The 22037-nt window shown below is 71.9% G+C and carries 25 protein-coding genes; 9 read left to right on the top strand and 16 right to left on the bottom strand.

Going from position 1 to position 22037, the window contains the following annotated elements; translation table 11 throughout:
- The 6 genes from ACFWY5_RS42900 to ACFWY5_RS42875 form a co-directional block, all read right to left on the bottom strand.
- Complete coding sequence (locus ACFWY5_RS42900) at nt 1-1533, bottom strand: PucR family transcriptional regulator (RefSeq protein WP_379638275.1); 1533 nt, start codon at nt 1531-1533, stop codon at nt 1-3.
- Nucleotides 1530-2558, bottom strand: a complete 1029-nt coding sequence (locus ACFWY5_RS42895) for a DUF917 domain-containing protein (protein ID WP_379638274.1) — start codon at nt 2556-2558, stop codon at nt 1530-1532. The genes ACFWY5_RS42900 and ACFWY5_RS42895 overlap by 4 nt, the downstream gene beginning before the upstream one ends.
- The gene (locus ACFWY5_RS42890) at nt 2555-3526 is read right to left on the bottom strand and encodes a hypothetical protein (RefSeq protein WP_379638273.1); all 972 of its coding nucleotides are present in this window, start codon (nt 3524-3526) and stop codon (nt 2555-2557) included. The genes ACFWY5_RS42895 and ACFWY5_RS42890 overlap by 4 nt, the downstream gene beginning before the upstream one ends.
- Nucleotides 3523-4830 (bottom strand): MFS transporter, encoded by a 1308-nt coding sequence (locus ACFWY5_RS42885; RefSeq protein ID WP_379638272.1) that lies wholly within the window; start codon nt 4828-4830, stop codon nt 3523-3525. The genes ACFWY5_RS42890 and ACFWY5_RS42885 overlap by 4 nt, the downstream gene beginning before the upstream one ends.
- A 133-nt stretch (nt 4831-4963) precedes the next feature.
- Nucleotides 4964-5326, bottom strand: a complete 363-nt coding sequence (locus ACFWY5_RS42880) for a nuclear transport factor 2 family protein (RefSeq protein ID WP_379624176.1) — start codon at nt 5324-5326, stop codon at nt 4964-4966.
- A gap of 86 nt (nt 5327-5412) precedes the next feature.
- Complete coding sequence (locus ACFWY5_RS42875; RefSeq protein ID WP_379624175.1) at nt 5413-5892, bottom strand: MarR family winged helix-turn-helix transcriptional regulator; 480 nt, start codon at nt 5890-5892, stop codon at nt 5413-5415.
- A gap of 51 nt (nt 5893-5943) precedes the next feature.
- Here ACFWY5_RS42875 and ACFWY5_RS42870 point away from each other — a divergent pair, with 51 nt between their 5' ends.
- Both ACFWY5_RS42870 and ACFWY5_RS42865 read left to right on the top strand, forming a co-directional pair.
- Complete coding sequence (locus tag ACFWY5_RS42870; RefSeq protein ID WP_379638271.1) at nt 5944-6837, top strand: LLM class flavin-dependent oxidoreductase; 894 nt, start codon at nt 5944-5946, stop codon at nt 6835-6837.
- Nucleotides 6838-6862: 25 nt separating this feature from the next.
- Complete coding sequence (locus ACFWY5_RS42865) at nt 6863-7099, top strand: hypothetical protein (protein WP_379624172.1); 237 nt, start codon at nt 6863-6865, stop codon at nt 7097-7099.
- 2 nt (nt 7100-7101) lie between these two features.
- Here the strand turns inward: ACFWY5_RS42865 and ACFWY5_RS42860 are convergent, their stop codons facing one another.
- Genes ACFWY5_RS42860 through ACFWY5_RS42850 form a run of 3 tightly spaced genes read right to left on the bottom strand, consistent with a single transcriptional unit; the run spans nt 7102 to nt 9877 of the window.
- Complete coding sequence (locus ACFWY5_RS42860) at nt 7102-7860, bottom strand: ATP-binding cassette domain-containing protein (RefSeq protein ID WP_379624170.1); 759 nt, start codon at nt 7858-7860, stop codon at nt 7102-7104.
- Complete coding sequence (locus tag ACFWY5_RS42855; RefSeq protein ID WP_379638270.1) at nt 7857-8891, bottom strand: ABC transporter permease; 1035 nt, start codon at nt 8889-8891, stop codon at nt 7857-7859. The genes ACFWY5_RS42860 and ACFWY5_RS42855 overlap by 4 nt, the downstream gene beginning before the upstream one ends.
- Nucleotides 8888-9877, bottom strand: coding sequence for a sugar ABC transporter substrate-binding protein (locus tag ACFWY5_RS42850; protein ID WP_379624166.1), 990 nt, complete (start codon nt 9875-9877; stop codon nt 8888-8890). Before ACFWY5_RS42850 ends, ACFWY5_RS42855 begins: the two co-directional genes overlap by 4 nt.
- A gap of 130 nt (nt 9878-10007) precedes the next feature.
- Here ACFWY5_RS42850 and ACFWY5_RS42845 point away from each other — a divergent pair, with 130 nt between their 5' ends.
- Nucleotides 10008-10646 (top strand): TetR/AcrR family transcriptional regulator, encoded by a 639-nt coding sequence (locus tag ACFWY5_RS42845; protein ID WP_379624164.1) that lies wholly within the window; start codon nt 10008-10010, stop codon nt 10644-10646.
- Nucleotides 10647-10701: 55 nt separating this feature from the next.
- On the opposite strand, the gene ACFWY5_RS42840 is transcribed toward ACFWY5_RS42845, so the two are convergent.
- Entirely contained in the window at nt 10702-11064 is a 363-nt protein-coding gene (locus tag ACFWY5_RS42840) for a cupin domain-containing protein (protein WP_379624162.1), read from the bottom strand.
- 14 nt (nt 11065-11078) lie between these two features.
- A complete protein-coding gene (locus ACFWY5_RS42835) occupies nt 11079-11324 on the bottom strand; it encodes an SCO4226 family nickel-binding protein (protein ID WP_379624160.1) in 246 nt (81 codons plus the stop codon).
- Between the two features lie 102 nt (nt 11325-11426).
- On the opposite strand from ACFWY5_RS42835, the gene ACFWY5_RS42830 reads away from it, so the two are divergent.
- The 3 genes from ACFWY5_RS42830 (at nt 11427) to ACFWY5_RS42820 (ending at nt 14119) form a co-directional block, all read left to right on the top strand.
- Nucleotides 11427-12137 carry an HAD family hydrolase gene (locus tag ACFWY5_RS42830; RefSeq protein WP_379624158.1) on the top strand — a complete coding sequence of 237 codons (711 nt, stop codon included), beginning with the start codon at nt 11427-11429 and terminating at the stop codon, nt 12135-12137.
- 10 nt (nt 12138-12147) lie between these two features.
- The gene (locus ACFWY5_RS42825) at nt 12148-12888 is read left to right on the top strand and encodes a GntR family transcriptional regulator (protein WP_379624156.1); all 741 of its coding nucleotides are present in this window, start codon (nt 12148-12150) and stop codon (nt 12886-12888) included.
- A 136-nt stretch (nt 12889-13024) separates the two neighbouring features.
- Nucleotides 13025-14119: a glycoside hydrolase family 26 protein gene (locus ACFWY5_RS42820; protein ID WP_379624154.1), complete on the top strand. Its 1095-nt coding sequence runs from the start codon at nt 13025-13027 to the stop codon at nt 14117-14119.
- Here the strand turns inward: ACFWY5_RS42820 and ACFWY5_RS42815 are convergent.
- Nucleotides 14097-14768, bottom strand: a complete 672-nt coding sequence (locus ACFWY5_RS42815) for a formylglycine-generating enzyme family protein (RefSeq protein WP_379624152.1) — start codon at nt 14766-14768, stop codon at nt 14097-14099. The two genes, ACFWY5_RS42820 and ACFWY5_RS42815, sit on opposite strands and share 23 nt — an antisense overlap.
- A 130-nt stretch (nt 14769-14898) precedes the next feature.
- On the opposite strand from ACFWY5_RS42815, the gene ACFWY5_RS42810 reads away from it, so the two are divergent.
- Nucleotides 14899-15267, top strand: coding sequence for a hypothetical protein (locus ACFWY5_RS42810; protein WP_379624150.1), 369 nt, complete (start codon nt 14899-14901; stop codon nt 15265-15267).
- A gap of 189 nt (nt 15268-15456) precedes the next feature.
- Here ACFWY5_RS42810 and ACFWY5_RS42805 read toward each other — a convergent pair whose 3' ends face one another.
- The gene (locus ACFWY5_RS42805; RefSeq protein WP_379638269.1) at nt 15457-16176 is read right to left on the bottom strand and encodes a class I SAM-dependent methyltransferase; all 720 of its coding nucleotides are present in this window, start codon (nt 16174-16176) and stop codon (nt 15457-15459) included.
- A 222-nt stretch (nt 16177-16398) separates the two neighbouring features.
- Here ACFWY5_RS42805 and ACFWY5_RS42800 point away from each other — a divergent pair, with 222 nt between their 5' ends.
- Nucleotides 16399-17214, top strand: coding sequence for an NmrA family NAD(P)-binding protein (locus ACFWY5_RS42800; protein WP_379638268.1), 816 nt, complete (start codon nt 16399-16401; stop codon nt 17212-17214).
- Between the two features lie 61 nt (nt 17215-17275).
- Here ACFWY5_RS42800 and ACFWY5_RS42795 read toward each other — a convergent pair whose 3' ends face one another.
- The 3 genes from ACFWY5_RS42795 to ACFWY5_RS42785 all read right to left on the bottom strand — a co-directional run bounded on the left by ACFWY5_RS42795 (nt 17276) and on the right by ACFWY5_RS42785 (nt 21763).
- Nucleotides 17276-19693 (bottom strand): ExeM/NucH family extracellular endonuclease, encoded by a 2418-nt coding sequence (locus tag ACFWY5_RS42795; RefSeq protein ID WP_379638267.1) that lies wholly within the window; start codon nt 19691-19693, stop codon nt 17276-17278.
- 160 nt (nt 19694-19853) lie between these two features.
- On the bottom strand, nt 19854-21179 hold the full coding sequence (locus tag ACFWY5_RS42790) for a flavin monoamine oxidase family protein (protein WP_379638266.1): 1326 nt from the start codon (nt 21177-21179) through the stop codon (nt 19854-19856).
- Between the two features lie 122 nt (nt 21180-21301).
- Nucleotides 21302-21763: a MarR family winged helix-turn-helix transcriptional regulator gene (locus ACFWY5_RS42785; RefSeq protein WP_379624140.1), complete on the bottom strand. Its 462-nt coding sequence runs from the start codon at nt 21761-21763 to the stop codon at nt 21302-21304.
- Between the two features lie 88 nt (nt 21764-21851).
- Here ACFWY5_RS42785 and ACFWY5_RS42780 point away from each other — a divergent pair, with 88 nt between their 5' ends.
- Entirely contained in the window at nt 21852-22028 is a 177-nt protein-coding gene (locus ACFWY5_RS42780) for a hypothetical protein (protein WP_379624138.1), read from the top strand.
- Nucleotides 22029-22037 lie beyond the last annotated feature (9 nt).

Here is a 22037-nt window from a genome sequence, read left to right as displayed (position 1 = left end):
TCACCGGCTGACGTGCACGGCCAGATGCAGGGCCAGGCGCGTCGCCGGATCCTCCAGGTCGTAGCCCGCCGCCCGCACCCGCTCCAGCCGGGTCGTCACCGTGTTGCGGTGCACCCCCAGCCGCTCGGCCGCCCGCAGCGCCCCGCCCCCGTCCAGGACCGCGGCCAGCGTCGCCAGCAGGCTCCCGTCCTTGTCCGCCGCCCGCAACGGCCCCAGCACCACCTCCGCCGGCGCCCGCAGCACCCCCGCGGGCAACGCCGCCAGCAACTCCGCAGGACCCATCCGATCCGCGCGCGCCACCGCCCCGGCCCGCGCGGTGAACGCCGCGGCCTCGGCCCCCAGCAGCGACTCCCCCACCGCGCCGAGCCGCTCCACCTGCCGCCCCGCCCCCGCCGCGACCGCCCGCGGCAGCAACCGCGCACACTCCTGCAGCCGTACGGCCAGCGCCCCCGGCCCCAGCTCCGCCCAACCGGCCCACCCCTCACCCCGCCGCATCACCGGCACCGCCCCCAACGCCCCCACCAGCAGCTCCCTGACCAGCGCGTGCTCGGCCGGCTCCGCCTGCCACCCCACCGGCCGGACCACGAACCCGCTCACCGGCCCCCGCACCGCCCACCCCAGCGCCGCCGCCCGGCCCAGCGCCTCCCGCACATCCCCCACCGCACCGGGAACCACGCCCGCCTCGGGCACGCTCTCCCCGGGCACGCTGCTCTCCTCGGGCACGCTGTCCAGCAGCGCCTCCGGCATCGCCAGCAGCCGCTCGGCCAGCGCCTCCTGCACCGCGAACTCCCGCCCGGCCACCAGCCGCTCCCCCGCCGCCCACGCGCTCAGCGCCGCCACGGCCAGACCCAGCACGGTCCGCACCACCGACGGCCAGCCCGGTGAGCGCACCGCCCCGGAGGCCACCAGCCGCCCCAGCCCGCCGGGCAGATCCATGTCCACCAGCACCCGCTCCCCGCCGGCGCCCGCACCCGGGCCGCCCTCGGTGAGCCCGGCGGCCCGGCCGGCCAGGCGCGTGCCGTACCGATCGAGAAAAGCCACGGACGTGCCCGGCAGTTCCGCGTTCAGCACCCCCAGCACCCGCCGCGCCGAGGCCCCCGCCTCGGCGATCCTCGTCGCGCACCGCGCCACCAGCTGCGTGCGCGCCGCCTCCGGACGCGAAGCCGCAGAAGCCACCTCCACCGCCGTCACCAGCGGATCGCCGTCCACGAAGATCAGCGTCACGCCCAGCCGCTCGGCCAGCACCTCCCCCGACCCCGAGCTCAGCGCGCTGGAAGGCGCGATCACGCACGCCGCCGCCTGCTCCCACGCCCGCCGCATCGCCATCTCCACCGCCCACCCGCCCGAGGCCGCCGCCCCGATCAGGACGACCGCGGTGTGCGGCACCACATCGGCGAACACGCCCAGCTCGTCCACGATCCGCACCTGATGCACCGGATTGGCGCCGCTGCCGTACATGTGCGCCCCCGCCAGCGGTCCCGCGTCCACCAGCTCGGCCACCGTCACCGGCGACTCCCACCCCCGCGCCCTCACAACGGCACCCCGAACGCCCGCACCCCGCCCAGCTCCTGCCCCCGCTCGGTGTGCCACACCGGAGCCGCCCGCACCACCATGACCTCGACCTCCATGCCCGGCGCCGCCTTGTCCACGTCGACCACCAGCTGATCCACCGCCGACACCAGGCAGATCAGGTCGGGCGCCATCGCCACCGGCGCGCCGTCGGCCAGCGCCAGCACGATCTCGTTGTGCGCCTCCAGCCGCACCAGCCGCCGCAGCCCGCCCGTCTCCTCCACCACGATGCTCGACGGCAGCGACGGCAGCTCCAGGTCCGCGCCGTGCCCGCTGCTCCCCTCCACCGCGGCGATCACGCCGCGGCACAAGGTCTTCATCCCGTACGGCGCCGCCACCGCCCGATCCGCTCCAGGCGCCCCCGCCTCCAGCAGCCGCCCCACGGTCCCCGGCACCATCGCCCCCGCCAGCTCCCGCGCGCTCATCGGATAGCAGGCGCCCACCGCCCACCCGCCCATCGCCAGCACCAAAGGACGCACCACCGCCTCCACCCGGTCCGGCGCCGTCTCCAGCACCACCAGCTCCCCGCCGCCCCCCGCCAGCGCCAGCGGCGTCGCGCTCACCCCGCCCAGCGTGTAGGTGGTCTGCTCCACCAGCGGAAACACCCGCCCCGTCCCGTCGCCGTCCACCAGCGGCACCCCCAGCAGCGCCGCGGCCACCAGCGGCAGCAGCGCGTTCTCCGCCGCCAGGTTCAGCGCCACCACCGCGCCCACCGGCTCGCCCAGCCGCCGCTCCAGGGCCCGCACCGCACGCACCGGCTCATCGCCCGCCGGCAGCTGCTCCCCCAGCGCCGTCGTCGAACCCACCAGCGAGACCGCTACGCACACGGTCTCCCCCGCCAGCGCCCCGGCCGCCACGACCGGCACGCCCCGCCCGATCACCGACCCCGCCCAGTCCAGCACCAGCCGGTACGACGACTCCGCTGCCCCCGTCGCGAACAACCGCGACCCGGCCGCGAACCGCCCCAGCTCCCCCGGCCCGATGATCACGGCGTCGCTCCCCCCGCCGAGGCCCGCACCCGGTACAGCCCGTGCGGCAGGTACGACAGCGGGTTGACCGTCAGCGAGGCGATCGACGCCGACCCGGGCGCCGCCCCCGCGCTCACCACCCGGGTCAGCGCCTCGTCGCGCGCGTCGCGCAGAACCCGGTCCAGCTCCGCCCGCCCCCGCGCCTGCACGATCCGCTCCACCTCGGCCACCGGCTGCCCCAGCGCCGCCCCGAACGCCCGCGCCGCCCCCTCATCCCCCTCGCCCCCCAGAACCGCCAGGCCGCGCGCCAGGCTCGCCGTCGCCCCGAACCGGCAGATCAGCGGATAGCGGCGGAAGTAGTGCGCCGACACCAGCCCGTACCCGGTCCTGGCGAAGTACAGCGGCAGCCCGTCCAGCACCTGCTCCACCTCGCGCGCCACCCGCACGGCCGCCGGTCCCAGGGCGGCGTTGAGCATCGCGTCCTCCTCGCGCTCGCGCAGCCCCGCCCGCCCGAACTCGTACGACAGGGTGATCCGCGCCCCCGGCACCTCGGCCGCCACGATCTCCGCCACCGCCAGCTCGTGGTCGGACAGCACGGGCGAGCCGGTCGCCGTCACCGCGAAGTCGCTCAGCCCGCACGAGGCGGCGAAGCGCCGTACCGCCTCGACGTCCAGCGGCGCCAGCGCGCGGCCGGTCAGGCTGTGCCCGCCCCGCACGATCGTCGCCGCCCCGCCGGGGTGGGCCGGGTGCGGCCCGAGCACCTCGGGACACGGCCCGCCCACCCGGATCGCCGCCACCGGCGCGAGCTCGGCCTCCTCCAGGTCCAGCGCCACGCAGACGGCCCGCGCCCCGAGCCCCCCGGCCAGCTTCGCCAAGCCGCCGAACGGCGGCCCGGCCGCGGCCGGCAACTGCCGGGAGAACACCAGCGCGCCGTCGCGCACGGCCGCGACCGTGGTCGCGGGCCGCCCGGGTGCGACGCCGACGATCACTCCAGCTCGCGGCCTTCGGTCTCCGGCAGCGGTACGGCCAGCAGCGCCGTGACCACCATGAACGCGTTGATGATCAGGATGGTCGTGGTGAACCCGGTCGCCCCGGCCAGCAGCGCCCCCACGGCCGACGGCGCCGCGGTGGTGGCGACCAGCTGGGCGGCGGTCGCCCACGAGTAGCCGGTGCCGCGCAGCGCGGTCGGGTAGAACTCGCCGTTCCAGGTGTTCCACACGCCCCACGCGCCCAGGCTGAAGAACGACAGCACGAAGTTGCCCGCGTACAGCTCCCACGTGCTGTCGGCCAGCGCGAACCACAGCCCGCCCAGCGCGGCGGCCACGACGTACACCAGGAAGACCTTCTTGCGGCCGAACCGGCCGGTCAGCAGCGAGGCGCTCACGTATCCGGGGATCATCATGAGCGCGCTCAGCGCCGCGAAGCCGAGCGAGGCGTCGAGGGTGAGGCCGCGTTCCTGCAGCAGGGTGGGCAGCCACGTCTGCAGGCCCCAGTAGCCCCAGTTGAAGGCGAAGTTCAGCAACAGCATCGCGATCGTGATCTTCGCCAGCCTGCCGCGGAACAGGTCCAGCGGGTTGCCGGGGCGGCGCGCCGCGACCGTGAACTCGACGTCGGCGTCGGGGCTGGACAGCAGGCGCAGCACCGCGCGCGCCTCGTCCTGGCGGCCGCGGGCGGCCAGCCAGTACGGCGACTCGGGGACCCAGGCGCGGATCGCGAACGCCCACAACCCGGCCACCGCGCTGGCGATCACGACCACATGCCAGCCCATGGCGCCGAACGCGAGGGAGGCGCCGATGGCGGCCAGGATGCCGATGGGCCAGCCGATCGACAGGTAGACGGCGGCGCGGCCGCGGTGGCGGGTGGGCAGCAGTTCCAGGAAGTAGGGGAAGGTGATGGTGTAGACGCCGGCCAGCGCCAGGCCGGAGGCCACCCGCAGCGTGAGGAGCGTGGGCAGGTTCGGCGCGAAGGCCGAGGCGAGGGCGATGACGCCGTAGGCCAGCAGCGACCAGAAGGCGGTGGGCTTGCGGCCGACGCGGTCGGCGACGGGCCCCCAGATGAGCACGCCGGGGATCATGCCGAACGCCACCGCCGACAGCACGATGCCGATGCCCGCCTCGTCGATGCCGAAGGCGCCGCCCAGATCGCCCGCGACGTAGATCAGCGCGAGCTGCTCCCACGACTCGATGACGAACGCGACGAACAGCGCCAGCGCGATCAGCACGTGCCGGCGGGTGAACGGCATCCGGTCGAACGCCGCCCCGATGGGGAGCGTTCGCGCGGAGGTAGCGGTCATGGATGCTCCTCGGAAGGGGGCGCGACGTTGGCCGCACCCTAGGCACGCCCCCTGTCCGCGTCGGTGTGCACACCGCCCGTCAGGTACGGCCGGCGGTGTGCACCCTGCCCTGGAGCCCTAGCATACCCGCAGGTCAGAGCGTGTTCTCGTGCACGTGCACGATGCGCCACTCACCGCCCTCGCGACGCAGCACCGAGGTGGTGCGCACGATCTGCGGGGCGCCGGTCTCGAAGGCGACGCGCAGCACGTAGCGGGCCAGCGCGCTCTCGCCCCACACGTCGACGACCTCGTCGTAGGCGGTGAGCGTGACCCGGCCCTCGTCGGGGCGGGCGTCACGGACCTTGTTGAGCTGTTCGCGGGTGGTGATCAGGCCGGGGTGGTCGGAGTCGAAGATCGTGGCCTCCGGGTGCAGGCGGCGGTCGATGCCGTCCCGGTCGCCTCGGGTGTAGGCCTCGTACATGCCGGTGATGACCGCCCAGACGGCGTCGCGTGCCACGATGCAGCTCCTTGGTTGAGTTTTGCGTGCTTTGTCACGTTAGAGCACGTGGAAACACCACGCGGACGCCTTTACATTGTAGATTTCTAAGACTGACGGGCGGCGGCGGCCTTGTCCAGCCGCTCGACCACGGACCAGGCGATGTCGCCGAACGCCGCCAGCTGCTGCGGAGTCAGCAGGTCGATGAAGTGCCGGCGCACCGAGTCGACGTGGCCGGGGGCGGCCTCCTCGATGGTCCGCAGGCCCTCCTCGGTCAGGACGATGACCGCCCCGCGCGCGTCGGAGGGATGCTCCTGCCGGGAGATCAGGCCGCGCTGCTGCATGCGGGTGAGCTGGTGCGACAGCCGGCTCTTCGACCACTTCAGGTGCGCGGCCAGCTTGGTCAGCCGGACGCTGGCCCCGGGCGCGCCCGACAGGTTGGACAGCACGTCGTAGTCGGCCTCCGACAGGCCGCACTCCTGCGCCAGGTCCCGCGCGACCTCCCGGTTGAGCAGCAGGAACATCCGCCGGTAGCCGAGCCACGCCCGTGCCTCCACCTCGTCGAGCCATCGCGCGTCCTGTGTCATGCCCGCCAGTGTAGTTGACACGTCACCATCTCCCTGCCTACGGTTGTTGTCATGTCAACCTTCGGCCTGAACATCTCCACCTCGGCCGCGCCCGGCGCCGACCCGGTCGCCCAGGCCCGCCGCGCCGAGGAACTCGGCTTCGACTACGTCTCCTGCGCCGACCACCCCTGCACCACGCACGACAGCTTCGAGACCTGGACCATGCTGTCCTGGATCGCCGCCGCCACCACGCGGATCAAAGTCGCCACCCGGGTGCTCGGCGTGCCGTACCGCAACGTCGCCATGGTCGCCAAGATGGCCGAGACCTTCGACCGCCTGTCCGGCGGCCGGCTCATCCTCGGCCTCGGCGGCGGCTACTCCGACGAGGAGTTCCGCGCGTACGGCATGCGGGTGCCCACGGCCCGCGAGAAGGTCGACGGGCTGGCCGAGGCCGTCCAGATCATCCGCGGCCTGTGGAGCGAGCGGGCCTTCACCTTCGAGGGCCGCTACCACCGCACCGAGGCCGCCGACCTCGAACCCAAGCCGGCGCGGCGCATCCCCATCTGGCTCGGCACCTTCGGCCCCCGCGCGCTGGCCGTCACCGGCCGCCTGGCCGACGGCTGGATCCCCAGCTACGGCTTCGCCGGCCCCGAGGAGGTCACCGCGATGCGCGAACGCCTGCTGGCCGCCGCGCACGAGGCGGGACGCGCCCCGGAGGAGATCACCTGCGCCTACAACCTCGCCATCCGCGTCCAGGACAAGCCCACCGCCGAGCCGGGTACGCTCACCGGCACACCGGCCCGCCTCATCGACGCCCTGCGGGGCTTCCAGCGCATCGGCTTCACCTCCTTCAACCTCATGCCCTCCGGCGACGACCGCGACGAGCAGGTCGAACGCCTGGCCCGCGAGGTCGTCCCCGCCCTGCGCGAACCCGCTCTTCTTGGCACGCCGTTGGCCCGGCGCTGAACCACCGCGCCCTAGCGTTGCCCCTATGAGCGATGTGAACGAGGCCGCCGGGCGGATGGAGAAGACCGCCAGGGCGGGCGCGGCGCCGGAGCACGCCGACCACGCCGACGCCACCCACGTGGCCGACGCCGAGAGCGCGCCCGAGCCGCCGCGGCCCGTCCACGACACCGGCGACGCGGAACGGGCCGTCCGCCGCGAGCTGCTGTGGGGCTCCGACCTGTCCACCTCCCGCCTGGACCGGGACCTGCCCGGCGAGGAGTGAGCTCACTCGCGGCGCAGTTCGTGCTCCAATTGCTCCAGCTCCGCGCCGCCGGCCATGAGCGAGGTCAGCCGCTCGCGGGTGATGTCGGCCTTGGCGTACTCGCCGAGGCTGGTGCCGCGGTTGAGCAGCAGGAAACGGTCGCCCACCGGGTAGGCGTGGTGGGGGTTGTGGGTGATGAACACCACGCCCAGCCCCCGGTCGCGGGCGCGCGCGATGTAGCGCAGCACCACCCCGGCCTGCTTGACGCCCAGCGCCGAGGTCGGCTCGTCGAGGATGAGCACGCGGGCGCCCAGGTGAACCGCCCGCGCGATCGCCACCGACTGCCGCTCGCCGCCCGACAGCGTGCCGACCGGCTGGTCGACGTCGCGGATGTCGATGCCCATCGCATGCAGTTCCTCGCGGGCCACCCGCCGGGCCTTGGCCACGTCGAAGCGGCCGAAGCTCTTGCGCGGCTCGGAGCCGAGGAAGAAGTTCCGCCACACCGACATGAGCGGGATCATCGCCAGGTCCTGGTAGACGGTGGCGATGCCGTGGTCCAGCGCCGCGCGCGGGCTGGCGAAACTGACCGGCGCGCCGTCCAGCAGCAGTTCACCCGCGTCGTGCCGGTGCACCCCCGACAGGATCTTGATGAGCGTGGACTTGCCCGCGCCGTTGTCGCCGAGCACGCAGGTGACCTGCCCGGCGGCCACGCCCATGGACACCTCGCGCAGCGCCAGCACCGAGCCGAACGCCTTGCCGATCGCCCTGGTCTGCAGGATCACCGCTTCACCTCTTCCGCGTAACGCCGTACCAGGCGGTTGGCGAGGGTGGCCAGCAGCAGCATCGCGCCGAGGAAGAACTTGAACCAGTCGGCGTCCCAGCCCAGGAAGACGATGCCCTTGTCGGCCATGCCGAAGATGACGGCGCCGATCGCGGCCCCGATGGCCGAGCCGTACCCGCCGGTGAGCAGGCAGCCGCCGATGACGGCGGCGATGATGTAGATGAACTCCTGCCCGATGCCGATGTTGGCCTGCACGGACGTGTAACGCAGCGCCATGATCGAGCCGACCAGCCACGCGGCGAACGCCGTCGTCATGAACAGCGCGATCTTCGTGCGGGCGGCGGGCACGCCGACCGCGCGGGCGGCCTGCTCGTTGCCGCCCGCGGCGAAGATCCAGTTTCCGGCGCGGGTACGCATGAGCACCCACGTGGCCAGCGCCGTCGCCGCCAGCCACCACAGGATCGCCACGCGGAAGTGCACCTGCCCGATCTGGATCGTGCCCGCGAAGATCACCCGCGCCGACTCGAAGCCCGAGGCCGTGCGCAGCCCGCTGACCTGCACGGTGCCGGTGATCAGCTTGGTGACGCCCAGGTTGATGCCCTGCAGCATGAGGAAGGAGCCGAGCGTCACGATGAAGCTGGGCAGCTTGGTACGGGTCACCACGATCCCGTTGAGAAAACCGACCCCGAGCGCCACCGCCAGGCTGATCAGCATGGCGAGCCAGACGTTCACGCCGTACTCGGTGGCCAGCGTGACCAGGATGAGCCCGGTGGTGCCGGTCAGCACGCCCGCCGACAGGTCGAACTCGCCGCCGATCATCAGCAGCGCGATCGCGACCGCCATGATGCCGAGCGTGGCGGCCGGGTCGAGCCAGTTGGCGATGCCGGCGGGCGAGCGGAAGACCGGCGACTGGGCGGCGAAGAAGGCGAAGACGATGATCGCGCCGACGACCGCGCCGAGCTCGGGGCGGATCAGCGTCCGCCGCAGCCGGCCGACGTCGGCCAGCCGCTCGTCGGACTTGACCGCGGTCATCGGGTGCCTTCGCCGGCCAGCTTCTCGACCTGCGCCGCGTTGTCCTTGGTGACGAAGCCGGGACCGGTGTTGACCGGCAGCCCGCCGCCCACGGTGTTGAGGTTGTCCTTGTAGAGCTTGAGGAAGGTGATCGGCAGCCAGCCCTGCAAGTACTGCTGCTGGTCCACGGCGAACAGCACCTCCCCGGCGTTGATCGCGGCGATCACGTCGGGCGACAGGTCGAAGGTGGCCAGCTTGGCCTGCGAGCCGGCGTCCTTGATCGCGTCGCGGGCGGCGACGGCCACGGCCGGGTTGAGCGCGAGCACGCCGGTGACGGAGGTGTCGGACTGCAGCTTGGCCGCCACCTTGGAGGTGACGTCGGCGAGGTTGCTGACGTCCACCTGCAGGCGTTCGACGGTGCCGCCGAGGCTCTGCTCGGCGCCCTTGCACCGCTGCTCCAGCCCGACGTTGCCGGCCTCGTGGATCACGCACAGCAGCTTCGACACCCCGGCCGCCTTCAGCTGCTCGCCCGCGCCGCGCCCGGCCACGTCCTCCGACTGGCCCACGTGGGTGAGCGCGCCGAACGCCTTGGAGGATTCGGCGCCGGAGTTGATGGTCACCACGGGAATCTTCGCGGCCACCGCCTTGCCGATCGACTCCTTCAGCGCGTCCGGGTTGGCCATGGAGACCACGATCCCGTCGACCTTCTGCGAGACCGCCTGGTCGATGAGCTGCGACTGCTTGCCAGCGTCGCCGTCGCCCTGGTAGGTGACGCTCGCGCCGTACTGCTTGCCCGCGGCCTCGGCGCCCTTCTTGACCACGTCCCAGAACTTGTCGCCGGCCGCGGCGTGGGTGATCACCGCGTACGTGCCCGCCGCGCCGCCGGTGGCCGCCGGCGCCTCCGCGGCCGGGGAACTCGCGGCGCTCTGGCCCGCCCCGCCTCCGCCCGAGCATCCGGCCAGCGCCAGGGCGCCGAGCACGGCCACCACGATCCGGGTTCGCTTCATGGCTTCAACCTCCAAGACCAACGGCTTGCCCCGGTTCTAGTCCCGCCACGCTCCACTGTCAACCATTTGTCGTGACATTAAGACCTACAATATAGAACGGAATTCTCCGTTCCAATGCTACAGTGGGAAGATGACGAGCACACCGATGAGCGGACGCAAGAAGCAGGCCGCGCGCAACGACGAGGTGATCCTCCAGGCGGCCAAGGAGGTCTTCACCGCCAACCCCTCCGCTCCGATCGCCGCCGTGGCCGAGCGCGCCGGTGTGGGCATCAGCGCACTCTATCGGCGCTACCCCAGCAAGGACGCGCTGCTGCAGAAACTCTGCGCCGACGGCATGCGCGCCTACAACGCCGCCGGCGAGCGGGCCCTCGACCCCGGCATGGACCCGTGGGAGGCCTTCGCCCGCTTCATGGAGGAGGTGGTCGACGCCGACACGCACTCGCTGACGATCTCGCTGGCCGGCACCTTCCAGCCCACCCCCGAGCTGTTCGAGCTGTCGGCGCGCGGGGGCGAGCTGTCGCACGCCGTACCCGACCGCGCCCGCGAGGCCGGCGCGCTGCGCCCGGACGTGACCAACTCCGACGTGGCCCTGCTGTTCGAGCAGCTCGCCTCGGTCCGCCTGGGCGACGAGGCCCGCACCGCCGAGTTGCGCCGCCGCTACCTCGCCCTCGTGCTCGACGCCATCCGCCTGCCCTCCGCCGCCCGCCCGCTGCCGGGCGACCCGCCGACGCCGCCGGAACTGCGCGAGCGCTGGGTCCCCAAGAGCTGACACCCCCTCCCCGCCCGTACGGCGGGGCCCGCGCCCCGCCGCAGCCATGGCCGGACTAGCTCCCTTCGCGTTTGGCGTACTCCGCGGCGCCGCCCGCGAAGTCGTAGACGATGAACTGCTCGTCGCCGACCACCCAGGCGTCGTGTCCTGGCGGGCAGACGAACACGTCGCCGGGCCCGACCTCGGCCTCGGTGCCGTCGCCCATGCGCAGGCGCAGGCGGCCCTGGACGACGTAGCCGTTGTGGTGGACCTCGCACAGCTCCGTGCCGGCGATCGGCTTGACGGACTCCGACCACCTCCACCCGGGCTCCATGGTCGCGATGCCGAAGCTGAGCCCGCTGAGGTTGCACACCTCCAGGTGACCGCGCGGGAAGTCCCGGCGCTCGTCGGGCTTGTCGACGTTCTTGACCTCGATCATGTTTCCTCGCCCCCTCAGATCGTCAGCGGCACGGGGTGGATCTCGTCGGCCGGATGGCCCGCGCGCTGGTGGATCCGCTGAACGGCGGCGGCGTCCGGCGCGTCCGACAGGCAGTAGACGAGCCCCGAGTCGGGGTCGGCCCAGGCCTGCTCGAAGGTGACTCTCTCCTCCGATTGGATGGCCAGGTCGGCGTCATGGGCCTCGCGCAGCTGATCTGCCGTGATGCCCTGCATACCGTGGTGGACGTCCATGAACTTCATGGTTCCTCCTGACTACGGATCCATCCCAGCGTAGGTCGGACCCGTGGCACCGGTTCGTCATGGTTTGCCAAAGAAGCCTGGTGCGTGCGGAAGGATGGGCGGGTGATCAAAGGCATCCTTTTCGACCTCGACGGCACCCTGATGGACCATCGCGCCGCCGCCGACGCGGGGATCGCCGCCTGGATCGAGGACTGGATCGCCGCCCGTGCGCCCGGCCTGCCGCTGCCCGAGCGGGCCGCGACGGTGTGGGCGGAGCTGGAGGAGGTGCACCTGTCGGCCTGGCACGCCGGGGAGTGCGACCTGCCGGAGCAGCGGCGGCGCCGGATCCGCGGGATCTGCCAGGCGCTGGGGCTGGCCGTACCGGAGGATCTCGACGCGGCGTTCGCCGCGTTCACCCGGCACTATCGCGCGGGCTGGAGCCCCTACCCCGACGTGCACGAGGCTCTCGCGCGGCTCGGCGGCTACCGGCTCGGCGTGCTCACGAACGGCAGCAGCCCCGTCCAGATCGCCAAGATGCGCGCGATCGGGCTCGGCGAGCTCGGGCCGGTGCTGAGCGGCGACGTGCTCGGCGGGCACTTCAAGCCCGCCCCCGCCTCCTATCTGGCCGCCGCGGACCGCCTGGGACTGGAGCCCGGCGCGATCCTGCTCGTCGGCGACGACCTCGTCAACGACGTCACCGGCCCGGCGGCCGCCGGGATGCGCTCGCTGTGGCTGGATCGCCTGGGCGTGGAGACCGCTCCGGAGGGGTTCGCGAGGATCGCCACGCTGAGCGAGCTTCCCGGCTATTTGTCAGGACATTCTGACCTCGGATAATCTGATCAGCATGTCCGCACCCTTGGCGATCGATCTGGACCGATCCAGCCCCGTGCCCCTGTATTTCCAGGTGGCCGAGCAGATCGCCGAGGCCATCCGGCGCGGGGATCTGGCGCCCGGATCGCGGCTGGACAACGAGATCCTGCTCGCCGACCGGCTCGGCCTGTCGCGCCCGACGATCCGCCAGGCGATCCAGTACCTGGTCGACAAGGGCCTGCTGGTACGCAAGCGCGGCGTCGGCACCCAGGTCGTGCACGGCCAGGTCAAGCGCTCGGTCGAGCTCACCAGCCTCTACGACGACCTGCGCAGGGCCGGGCAGGAGCCCGCCACGCAGGTCCTGGCCCTGGAGCCGCGGCCGGTCGCCGAGGAGATCGCGCCCATCCTCGGCGTCGAGGCCGGCACGGAGATCCTCTACCTGGAGCGCCTGCGCTTCGCCTCCGGCGAGCCGCTGGCCGTCCTGCACAACTGGCTGCCGATCGGCCTGGCCAGGCTCACCGCCGCCGACCTGGAGGGCCGCGGCCTGTATGAGCTGCTGCGCGGCGCCGGGGTCCGCATGCGGGTGGCCAACCAGCGCATAGGAGCGCGGGCGGCCAACCCGGCCGAGGCCAAGCTCCTCGACGAGCGGCGGGGCGCGCCGCTGCTGACGATGGTCCGCACCACCTACGACGACCAGGGCCGCGCCGTCGAGCACGGCTCGCACGTCTACCGGGCCTCGCTCTACTCCCTTGAGGTCACGCTGATCGAGCGCTGACTGTTGATCATCGTAGATTCACAGCAAATTTGCAGGTACGGCCGAGCCGGCGCACTCCTATAGTCGTCATCACGGGGTTGAAGTCCTGCAATATGCTTTAATAATAAACTACTACGATGAGTAGGAGCGGCTGGTCTTGTCGCCTATTTCCGCGGGACGGCGCGGCCTCGCGAGAGCCGGATGGACGGCTTCCGCAAGCCTCCTGGTACTGCTCGCCGCGAGCTGCAGCACCACCCCACCCCCCACCGCCGCCCCGAGCACGGCCCCCGCCGTTCCGAGCACGAGCGCACCCGCCTCCCCGGCCTCCACCTGCGCCGCCGGCGACAAGCTGGTGCCGCCGTGCGGCGCGTACTGGGGCATGTACATCGCCCCGCCGGGCAACCGCACCCCCGTCGGCCAGGCCGTCGGCAACATGGAGTCGCAGCTGGGCCGCAAGCTCGACATCGTCTTCAGCTACCACGACATGTCCACCGGCCCCAATGGAACGTTCATGCGCGAGGACGAGGTCGCACTCGGCCGCGACCGCATCCTGCTGCTGAGCTGGGAAGCCAAGATCTGGGGCAGCCCGGAGCGCACCCTGCTGTGGCGCGACATCGCCTCCGGCACCATGGACGCCTCCGTCATCGACAAACAGGCCCAGCGCATCAAGAAGTACGGCAAGCCCGTCATGATCGGCTTCGACGGCGAGATGGACCGGCGCACCACCAGCGGCACCCCCAAGGAGTACGTGGCCGCCTACCGGCACATCCACGACCGCTTCCAGAAGCTCGGCGTCACCAACGTGATCTGGGTGTGGGCCGTGACCGGGTTCATGGAGTACAAGGACCAGTGGAAGGCCCTGTATCCGGGCGACGAGTACGTGGACTGGATCAGCTACGACCCGTACAACTTCGCGACCTGCCGCGGAGCTCCGTGGAAGAGCTTCGATGAGACCCTCAGGCCCACCTACGACTGGTTCCAGGCCAACGGATTCGACGACAAGCCGATCATCATCGGCGAGTACGGCACCGAGGTCGACCCGCGCAGGCCTGCGGCCAAGGCCGACTGGTTCCGCGGCATCCCCGCGGCGCTCAAGACGATGCCGAACATCAAGGCGCTCCTGCAATGGAACGCTGTATTGAACCCCGAGTCGCCCGACGGGTGCGACTTCCGGCTGGAGGGCCCGGGGGTGGTGGAGTCGTTCGCCGAGGTGGGCCGCGACCCCTACCTCAACCAGCGCACGCCCGGCTGAACCCGGGCGCCCCGGAACCGCGGGCCAGGCGGAAGCCGAGGTCGTCGATGCGCAGGGACGGGTGCGACTTGCGGCGGGCGGAGGCGCGGCAGCCCCGCGGGGTGTCCTGCCAGCCGCCGCCCCTGAACACGCGATACGGCCCGTAGGCCACCGGGTCGAACAGGTCCCAGCACCATTCCCACACGTTGCCGATCGTGTCGTGCAGGCCCCAGGCGTTCGGCCGCCTGGTGCCCACCTCGCGGGCGGCGCCGCCGGAGTTGCCCCGGTGCCAGGCGATGGCGTCGAGGTCGCCGTAGCGCTCACCGGTGGTGGCGGCGCGGCAGCCGTACTCCCACTCCGCCTCACTCGGCAGCCGGTACCCGTCGGCGCTCTCGTCACGGACCACGTCAAGGGCGTCGGGATCGTCCCCGATGACATAGCAGGGGTTGAGACCCTCTTCGGCCGAGAGCCGGTTGCAGAAGCGCAGCGCGTCCCGCCACGACACGTCGGTCACCGGCTCCTTCCCCGCCGCCCCGCCGACGACCGACCGGTACAGATCCCGCGTCACCGGATGCACCGCCAGCTCGAACGCGGGCAACCGCACCGTCCAGGCGACCCGCGTGGCCTCGTTCCGCAGCACGATCTCACCCGCCCCGATCCCCCGAAACACCACACCACCTCTTCCCTATCACTCCCTGATACAGACCATCATAAGGAATCCAGGGTCGTTGGGCCGACGGCGCGGGGTGACGCGATCAGGGAGCGGCCCCTGCCTCCATCACCGGGCATACTGCATGGTGATGATCGAATATGACGACCCGGCCTCGCTCCGCGGGCAGCTCCAGCGTGGCCGCGGAGCCGCCGTGCGGCGCGCGCCGGCCGAGCCCGGGGCCGCCGACGCGGTTTACGAGTGCGTGGTCACCGATACGCGCTGGGACCGGCAGGTCGACCAGCGCGACAGCTATCTCGCCGGTCTCATCGTCCGGCTCGGCCTGCCACTGGCGCCGATCGAACAGTACCTGTCCGGCTACGACGGGGCGGACGGCGATCCCCTGGCGCCAGACGTTCACGACGCCGCGAACACCAGACTGATGGAGTTGGCCGCTCTCGGCGTTCCAGGTGCCGCAGCGGAGTCCGAAGGACCTGGCCGGGCGCACGGCCAGGTCTGACACGGCCTCTTCACGAATAGGACCACGGCATGCTGTGGCGCACGACCATGTGATGTCGCGGAGGGCCATGCTGCTGAAGCCGGCGGAGGATCGGAAGGCGGCCGGGCGGTTCCAGATCTACGCCGATCCTGCGGGGCACCCGTTCTGCCTCTGCCGGCACGAGTCGCGGGGTGGCGGCTGACGCGGCTGTCAGCCGGCTTCCAGAACGAAGAACAGGAAGCCCAGGAACCTCGGGGCGGCGAGTTCGGGGAACAGTTCGCGGGCTTCCGGCGCGGGTGGCGGTTCGCTGATGACGCTGATGCGGAAGCCGGCCGCAACGAAGGCGTCGGTCATCGCGTGCAGCGGCCGGTCCCAGAAGCTCATCTGGGCGGTCTGCCCGCCCATGGTCCACTCTTCGGTCCGGTTGCGGATCTCGAAATAGTTGGTCTTGTCCCCGGCCAGGCGACGCATGAGGGTGATCGCGAAAGGGTGCTCGACCGAGACCAGTAGCCGGCCTGCGGGCCTCAGCACGCGGCGCAGCTCGGCCAGCGTCGGTCCCCAGTCTTCCAGGTAGTGCAGCACCAGGGACGCGATGACGTCGTCGAACACGTCGCCGGGGAAGGGCAGCGGGCGGGCCAGGTCGGCGACCCGCAGGTCCGCGTCGGCGCCCAGCCGCCGCCGGGCCAGTTCCAGCATCCCGGCGCTCACGTCGACGCCGGTCACGAGGGCGCCGCGATCGCGCAGCGCGGAGAACAGGGGGCCCGAGCCGCAGCCGGCGTCGAGGATCCGCCGGCCGGTCACGTCTCCGGCGAGCTCCAGCATGGCGGGCCGCTCGTAGTAGGCGTTGAGGAGGCTGGCCTCGTTCTCGGCCGCGTACGCCTCGGCGAAACGGTCATAGTCATTGAACGGGGACGGCTGTGCGGTTGGCATGCAGGCCATTTTGACCTACCGATCCAGGAGGTCGCCGACCCTCTCGGCATGGCGAAGCTCGTTCGCCACCGGGCCGGCCGCGACCTGGTGCCTCGTCCAGGACGGCCGGCGCATCGGCCTCACCCACGAGGACGCGGCCCTCACGCGGTTGACCTCAAGTCCGCTTGAGATTCTAGGCTCGTCGGCGACGCATCCAGGCAGGACGACCTAAGGAACTTGACTGTGACGACCTTGGTGACGGGTGCCACCGGGAACACCGGCCGGCACGTTGTGGCAGAGCTGGTACGCCGGGGAGAGCACGTTCGGGCCCTGACCCGGGACCCGGCGGCGAACGCGGGAAGATTTCCGGCCGGAGTGGAACTGGTGGGCGGGACGCACAACGCGCCAGAGAAGCTGGACGCCGCACTCCACGGCGTCGGCCGGCTGCACATCACGGTGACGGCGGGGCTGGCGGAGGTCGGGCCCGAGCTGGTCCGGCGGGCGGTGGCCGCGGGCGTTGAGCGCATCACGGTGCTGTGGGGTGGCGCGGTGGGCCCGGTCGAGAAGGCGGTGGCGGACTCAGGTGTGGAATGGACGCGTCTGGAAGCACAGGAGTTCATGTCCAACACGTTGACCTGGGCGGCGTCGATCCGGGCCGAGGGAGTGGTCAGGGAACCGTACGACCTTCCCAGCGCGCTGGTGCACGAGGCCGACATCGCGGCCGTGGCGGCCGTCGCACTGCTCGATGACGGCCACGCGGGGCAGGCGTACAACCTCACCGGACCCGAACCGCTGACCCCACGTGAGCGGATCGCGATCCTGTCGCGGGCCGTCCGCCGCGAGATCGCCTTCGAGCCGATCACGCACGAACAGGCGATCGTCAGGCTGACGGCCACCGGCGTGTCCCGGGCGGACGCCGAGTATGTCATCGGCTGGTACGCCGCGCACGATGAGGCCTCCACGACCGTGGACGACACGGTCACACGGGTGACCGGCCGCCCGGCACGGACGTTCGCGCAGTGGGCGGACGAGCACGCGGAGCGTTTCCGGGCGGGATGACGAACGGCCCGTACCGAAGCAAGGGCGGGCCCGGAGTGGCCCGCCCTTGCTTCAGCGGGGTCTAGTGCTTGTTGCCGACCAGGCCGAACAGGTCGAGCCCGAGCAGCAGGGGGTCGTGGTCCGAGGCGCGGTAGGGGCCGGGGCTGTACAGGTCGCCCGCCGTCCTGAACTCGGTGTTGTAGTCGTAGTAGACGTCCTCGTCGGCGTTGACGTGCCAGATGGTGGCGCCGGCGATGCGGCGCATCACCTGCTTGGTGGTCAGGACGTGGTCGAGTTCGCCGGAGGCGCCGCCGAAGACGTAGCTGTAGCGGCCGGCCAGCGGCACGAACTGCTTGCTGACGCTGCGCAGCCCGGCGGAGGCGAAGGTCTGGATCGGGTCCTCCTCGCTGTAGGCGTTGAGGTCGCCCACGACGAGCGGGTTGACGAGCTTCTGCTTCTTGATCATCTCGATGATGGCCTGTGCCTGCAGGACACGCTGGGCGTTCCAGCAGCCCTGGCCGTGGTCGGCGTTGTCACCGGTGGCGTCGCCGCAGCTCTTGGACTTGAAGTGGTTGGCGATCACGGTGAACGGGCGCAGCGACAGCAGGAGCTTGGTCGAGCGGAAGGTCTGGGCCAGGGGCGGGCGGGCGTTGAAGAAGCGGGGGTCGGAGATGGTCTTGGGCGAGCCGACCGGCTTCACGGCGGCGGGCTTGTAGATCATCGCGACCGCGATGGCGTCGGTGCCGGGGCCCGGGTGGGTGATGAGCTTGTACGTGCCCGCGCCGACCTCGGCGTTGAGCGCGTCGACCAGGGCCTCCAGGGCGGCGGGCAGGAAGCCCGTGCCGGCCAGATCGGGCCTGGGGTTCTCGACCTCCATGAGGCTGACGATGTCGGCGTTGAGCGCCTTCAGCGTGGCCACCTCCTTGGCCAGCTGGCGGTCGCGCTCGGTGAGGGTGTTGGCGCCGCGCGGGGTGAAACCGGGGCTGTAGGGCGGGTTGGGGTATCCGGCGGCGTTGAGGGTGGTGAACCAGTTCAGGGTGTTGAAGGTGGCGATCTTCACGTCGCCGCCCACCTTGGCGGGAGCCGAGGTGCGGGCGTTGTCGCGGGTGAAGGTGAGCGGGCCCGTCGGGTGCACGAGGTACCTGACGTTCGTGCTCGTCGAGCCGTACGCGCCCTGGTTGAGCACGCCGGTCAGGCCGCTGACGCCGTCGCCGGAGCGGGCGAGCTGGTCGCCGGCCGGGTAGTGCGGCATGGGGTTGGGGTTCTGGCCGGAGGAGCCGTCGTCGATGACGACGGAGCGGCGCAGGTCGGCGGCGGGGTCGACACCGGGGCGGTCGGTCGGGATGTACAGGCGTCCGCCGGTGGCGGCCAGCACCTGGCCGTAGCGGGCGTGCCAGTAGTTCTCGCTGACGGTCAGCTTGCCGGGCACCGTCACCAGTACGCCCTCCAGGCGCTCGAAGGTGTCGGAGGCGGCGATCGGCAGGGTGAGGGTGGCGGCGGCGATCGTGCCGGTGCCGCAGACGTCGAGCGCGGTGACGGTGGACAGCTGGGTGGCGCCGCCGAACTCGGTGGCGGTGCCGGAGACCTTGACCCGCGTGCCCGCGTTCAGCGCGGTGGAGGCGAAGGCGGGGGCGAAGACGAACAGGCCGTCGGAGGTGGCCGGGTCCGCGTCGGGCGTGTCGTCCTGGACGAAGAAGCCCGAGCGCGCGGTGGCGCTGGTGAAGGTACGGGTGACGACGCCCTCGACGCGGACCTGCTGCCCGGCCAGCGGGCTCTCGGAGCCCGCGCCCTGCACGTCGGCGACCTGGTGGGTGGCGGCGGTGTCGCACGGGTCGGCGGTGGGCGTCGGGGTCGGGGTCGGGGTGGGCTCGCCGCCGCCGGGGCCGGTCTGCCCGGCCAGGTTGGTGGGCGTGGGCGCGCCGGCGGCTAAGTCGGCGGCGTTGTTGTCGGTGTCCACGGGGGTGGCCGCGCGGCTGATGGAGTTGCTGTTGGACGGCGCGGGGGCCGGGGCTCCCTCGAAGGCGTTGGCGCTCGTGCCGTACCCGATGAAGTCGATCACGCCCGGGGCGGTGACCACGTCGGAGCCGGCCAGCGCGGTGGTGCTGGAGACCAGGGCGACCTTGCCCGCGGTGGCGCTCATCGGGATGGTCCCGGTGGCGTCGGCGGGCGGTAGCGGCTTGTCGGTGACGGTGGTTCCGGCGGCTTCCTGGACCAGCAGGCGGCTGCCGGGGGGCAGGCTGCCGCTCAGCGGGGTCACCTGCCAGGTCGTGCCCGCGGCCGAGGCGTACTGCACGCTCCAGCCGCTCAGGTTCACCGCGTCCGATCCCAGGTTGTACAGCTCGATGAAGTCGTTGCTCCACGTGGCGCCGGAGTTGCCACCGCCGCCGTAGACCTCGGCGATGACGACGTTGGCCGACACCGCTCCTGCCGGGGCGGCCCCGGTGATGGCTCCGGCCGCCAGCGCGGTGGCCACGAGTGCCGCCTTGGCACGTCTGGTCATGGGGATCTCCTCGTAGAAAGCGATTCTGAGCATTTCTACAGGTAGATCGTTGTTTGTGTCTTTGACACGATGTGCCGAGTATCGCGGGCTCCGGCTGGAGGTTGTCGGCACGCGTACCGCACGGGAGGGGTCGAATGCGGTACGCGCCTGGTCCGGCAGGCTACGTCACCGCCTCGGCGGCGGCCTCACCGGAGCGGATCGCGCCGTCGATGTAGCCGTACCAGCGGGTCGCGGTCTCGCTGCCCGCCCAGTGGACACGGTCCACCGGTTCGCGTACCGCCGGGCCGTACCGGGTCCAGGTGTGCGGGGGGAAGAGCGCCGCGTACCCGCCGCGGCTGAACGGGTCGGCGCTCCAGTCGTGCTGGACCCAGGCGACCGGCCGTCCCGCCGCGGCGCCGAACAGCCGGGTGAGCTGTTCCAGGACCGCCGCCTGGGACGCCGGTCGGTGCAGCACGGCGACCAGGACGCCGCGTCCTCCCGTTCGCGGGCTGCTGTCGGCGACGCCGTCGACGGGGCCGCGCATGCTGACGGCCTGCCCGCTGAGCCCGGCCGCGCGCCAGAACGGCTCGCCGTACACCAGCACGCACTTGATCGCACCGCCCATGGGCAGGCGCTGCGTGAGGCGGTCGCGGGCGGCGGGCAGCGGCGGGTCGTAGAGGATGCGCCCGGCCAGCGTCGGCGGGATCGCCACCACCACCTGATCGGCCCGCACGCTCCGGCCGGAACCGGTCGTGACCACGACGTGGGAGGCGGTGCGCGCGATCCGGTGGACCGGCGCGGCCAGGCGGACCCGGTCCCCGAGGCGGGCGGCCAGCCGCCGCGCCATCTCGCCCGCGCCGCCGTCGAGCCGGTCCTGCTGCGCGCCGCCCTCGGTGGCCATCACCGCGTTCAGCCCGCCGGCCGCCCTGGCGTAGAACAGCGCGTGCAGGAGCGACAGCTCGCCGGGCTCGCAGGCCCACATCAGCCGGCTCGCCGCCGTGAACAGCTCGCGTCCCCCCTTCGTCCAGAGGGTACGGCGCAGCCAGCCGCCCAGCGTCTGGCCGTCGAGCCGGGCGGCGCCTGACCCGCTCCAGGGGGAAGCCGGGTCGATCGTGCGGGCGAGCCGCTCGAACCTGGCGATCGCCTGCGCCAGATCGAGCATCTCGGGGACGCTCAGCCTGGGCAGGGTCCCCCGCCAGGGCCGTACGCGCCCGGCGGCCGTCTCCATCAGGTGGTCGCCGGCGTTGTACGTGGCGAAGACCTCGATGCCCAGTTCCTCGGCGAGGGCGTAGGCACGATCCTGGCCGGGGCCGATGAACTGGCCGCCGAGATCGACGCGTTCGCCGCCGGCCTCGACGGTGCGCGTACGCCCGCCGACGTGGTCGCGCGCTTCCAGCACGAGGACGTCGGCGCCCCGCCCGAGCAGGGCGTTCGCGCAGGTCAGCCCGGCCATTCCGGCACCGACGACGACAACGTCGGCGCGATCAGAGGTGTGGTGGTCGGTCATGGCACTCCTTGGGTGCGTCATGCCCTGCCGTGAGCGCGTCGCGGGAAGCGGACGCGTTCACGGCACGGCGAACACGTCAGCGCGCCCACCGACCACCATGGCACCGACCTACTGATCACACCTTACGGCTCCCGCGGGTCGCGGTCGGTCGCCGCGATCACTCGCGTGAGGACCCCGTGCAGGTGCTGGAGCTCGGCGAGGTCCATGCCGAGACGTTCGACGATGGCCGGGGGGATCTTCTCGGCCTCGGCCCTGAGCGCGCGCCCGGCGGGGGTGAGGGTCACCGCCAGGGCGCGTTCGTCCTTGGTGTTGCGTTCGCGGTGGATGTAGCCGAGCGCCTGAAGCCGTTTGAGCAGGGGCGACAGGGTGCCCGGGTCGAGGCGGAGCAGTTCGCCGAGTTCCTTGACCGACAGCGGCTCGTGCTGCCAGAGCGCCAGCATGACCAGGTACTGCGGATGGGTCAGCCCCATGGGCTGCAGCAGCGGGCGGTACAGGGCGATGACGCTGCGCGAGGCGATGCTCAGGGCGAAGCAGACCTGGCGGTCCAGGGCCAGGAGATCTGTTGTGTCTGTCACAGACTCCATGTGTGTACGCCTCCGGGTGACGGCCGCTAGATTAGTTGGTGTACAAATTAATAGCCTACCAATCAATGCCGCACAAAGGGACGTCCGCATGTTTCACCGCAAGCCGCTGGAGGAGCGCATCGCCGAGCGGCAGGCCAAGCTGCCTCCTCTCAAGGAGGGCAAGCACTTCGAGCACGGCCCGGCCAAGTTCGTGTTCGTCTCGCTGCTCGTCGCCGTGGTGCTCATGCACGTCGTCGGCCTGGCCATCGTCATGCACTTCGCCTGAGCCCACGCC

It is taken from the genome of Nonomuraea sp. NPDC059007 (genome assembly GCF_042740555.1).
Classification (GTDB): Bacteria; Actinomycetota; Actinomycetes; order Streptosporangiales; family Streptosporangiaceae; genus Nonomuraea.
Note: the sequence above shows the minus strand (reverse complement) of the source record. Positions and strands in the feature narration are given on the sequence as shown.

Excerpts from the sequence above, each read along its gene's own strand:
- ACFWY5_RS42835 (WP_379624160.1), bottom strand. The coding sequence starts at position 11,324 with ATGAAGTTCATGGACGTCCACCACGGTATGCAGGGCATCACGGCAGAT.
- ACFWY5_RS42875 (WP_379624175.1), bottom strand. The coding sequence starts at position 5,892 with ATGACACAGGACGCGCGATGGCTCGACGAGGTGGAGGCACGGGCGTGG.
- ACFWY5_RS42810 (WP_379624150.1), top strand. The coding sequence starts at position 14,899 with ATGATCGAATATGACGACCCGGCCTCGCTCCGCGGGCAGCTCCAGCGT.
- ACFWY5_RS42850 (WP_379624166.1), bottom strand. The coding sequence starts at position 9,877 with ATGAAGCGAACCCGGATCGTGGTGGCCGTGCTCGGCGCCCTGGCGCTG.
- ACFWY5_RS42870 (WP_379638271.1), top strand. The coding sequence starts at position 5,944 with ATGTCAACCTTCGGCCTGAACATCTCCACCTCGGCCGCGCCCGGCGCC.
- ACFWY5_RS42855 (WP_379638270.1), bottom strand. The coding sequence starts at position 8,891 with ATGACCGCGGTCAAGTCCGACGAGCGGCTGGCCGACGTCGGCCGGCTG.
- ACFWY5_RS42825 (WP_379624156.1), top strand. The coding sequence starts at position 12,148 with ATGTCCGCACCCTTGGCGATCGATCTGGACCGATCCAGCCCCGTGCCC.
- ACFWY5_RS42885 (WP_379638272.1), bottom strand. The coding sequence starts at position 4,830 with ATGACCGCTACCTCCGCGCGAACGCTCCCCATCGGGGCGGCGTTCGAC.
- ACFWY5_RS42790 (WP_379638266.1), bottom strand. The coding sequence starts at position 21,179 with ATGACCGACCACCACACCTCTGATCGCGCCGACGTTGTCGTCGTCGGT.
- ACFWY5_RS42865 (WP_379624172.1), top strand. The coding sequence starts at position 6,863 with ATGAGCGATGTGAACGAGGCCGCCGGGCGGATGGAGAAGACCGCCAGG.
- ACFWY5_RS42795 (WP_379638267.1), bottom strand. The coding sequence starts at position 19,693 with ATGACCAGACGTGCCAAGGCGGCACTCGTGGCCACCGCGCTGGCGGCC.
- ACFWY5_RS42780 (WP_379624138.1), top strand. The coding sequence starts at position 21,852 with ATGTTTCACCGCAAGCCGCTGGAGGAGCGCATCGCCGAGCGGCAGGCC.
- ACFWY5_RS42785 (WP_379624140.1), bottom strand. The coding sequence starts at position 21,763 with ATGGAGTCTGTGACAGACACAACAGATCTCCTGGCCCTGGACCGCCAG.
- ACFWY5_RS42845 (WP_379624164.1), top strand. The coding sequence starts at position 10,008 with ATGACGAGCACACCGATGAGCGGACGCAAGAAGCAGGCCGCGCGCAAC.
- ACFWY5_RS42805 (WP_379638269.1), bottom strand. The coding sequence starts at position 16,176 with ATGCCAACCGCACAGCCGTCCCCGTTCAATGACTATGACCGTTTCGCC.
- ACFWY5_RS42840 (WP_379624162.1), bottom strand. The coding sequence starts at position 11,064 with ATGATCGAGGTCAAGAACGTCGACAAGCCCGACGAGCGCCGGGACTTC.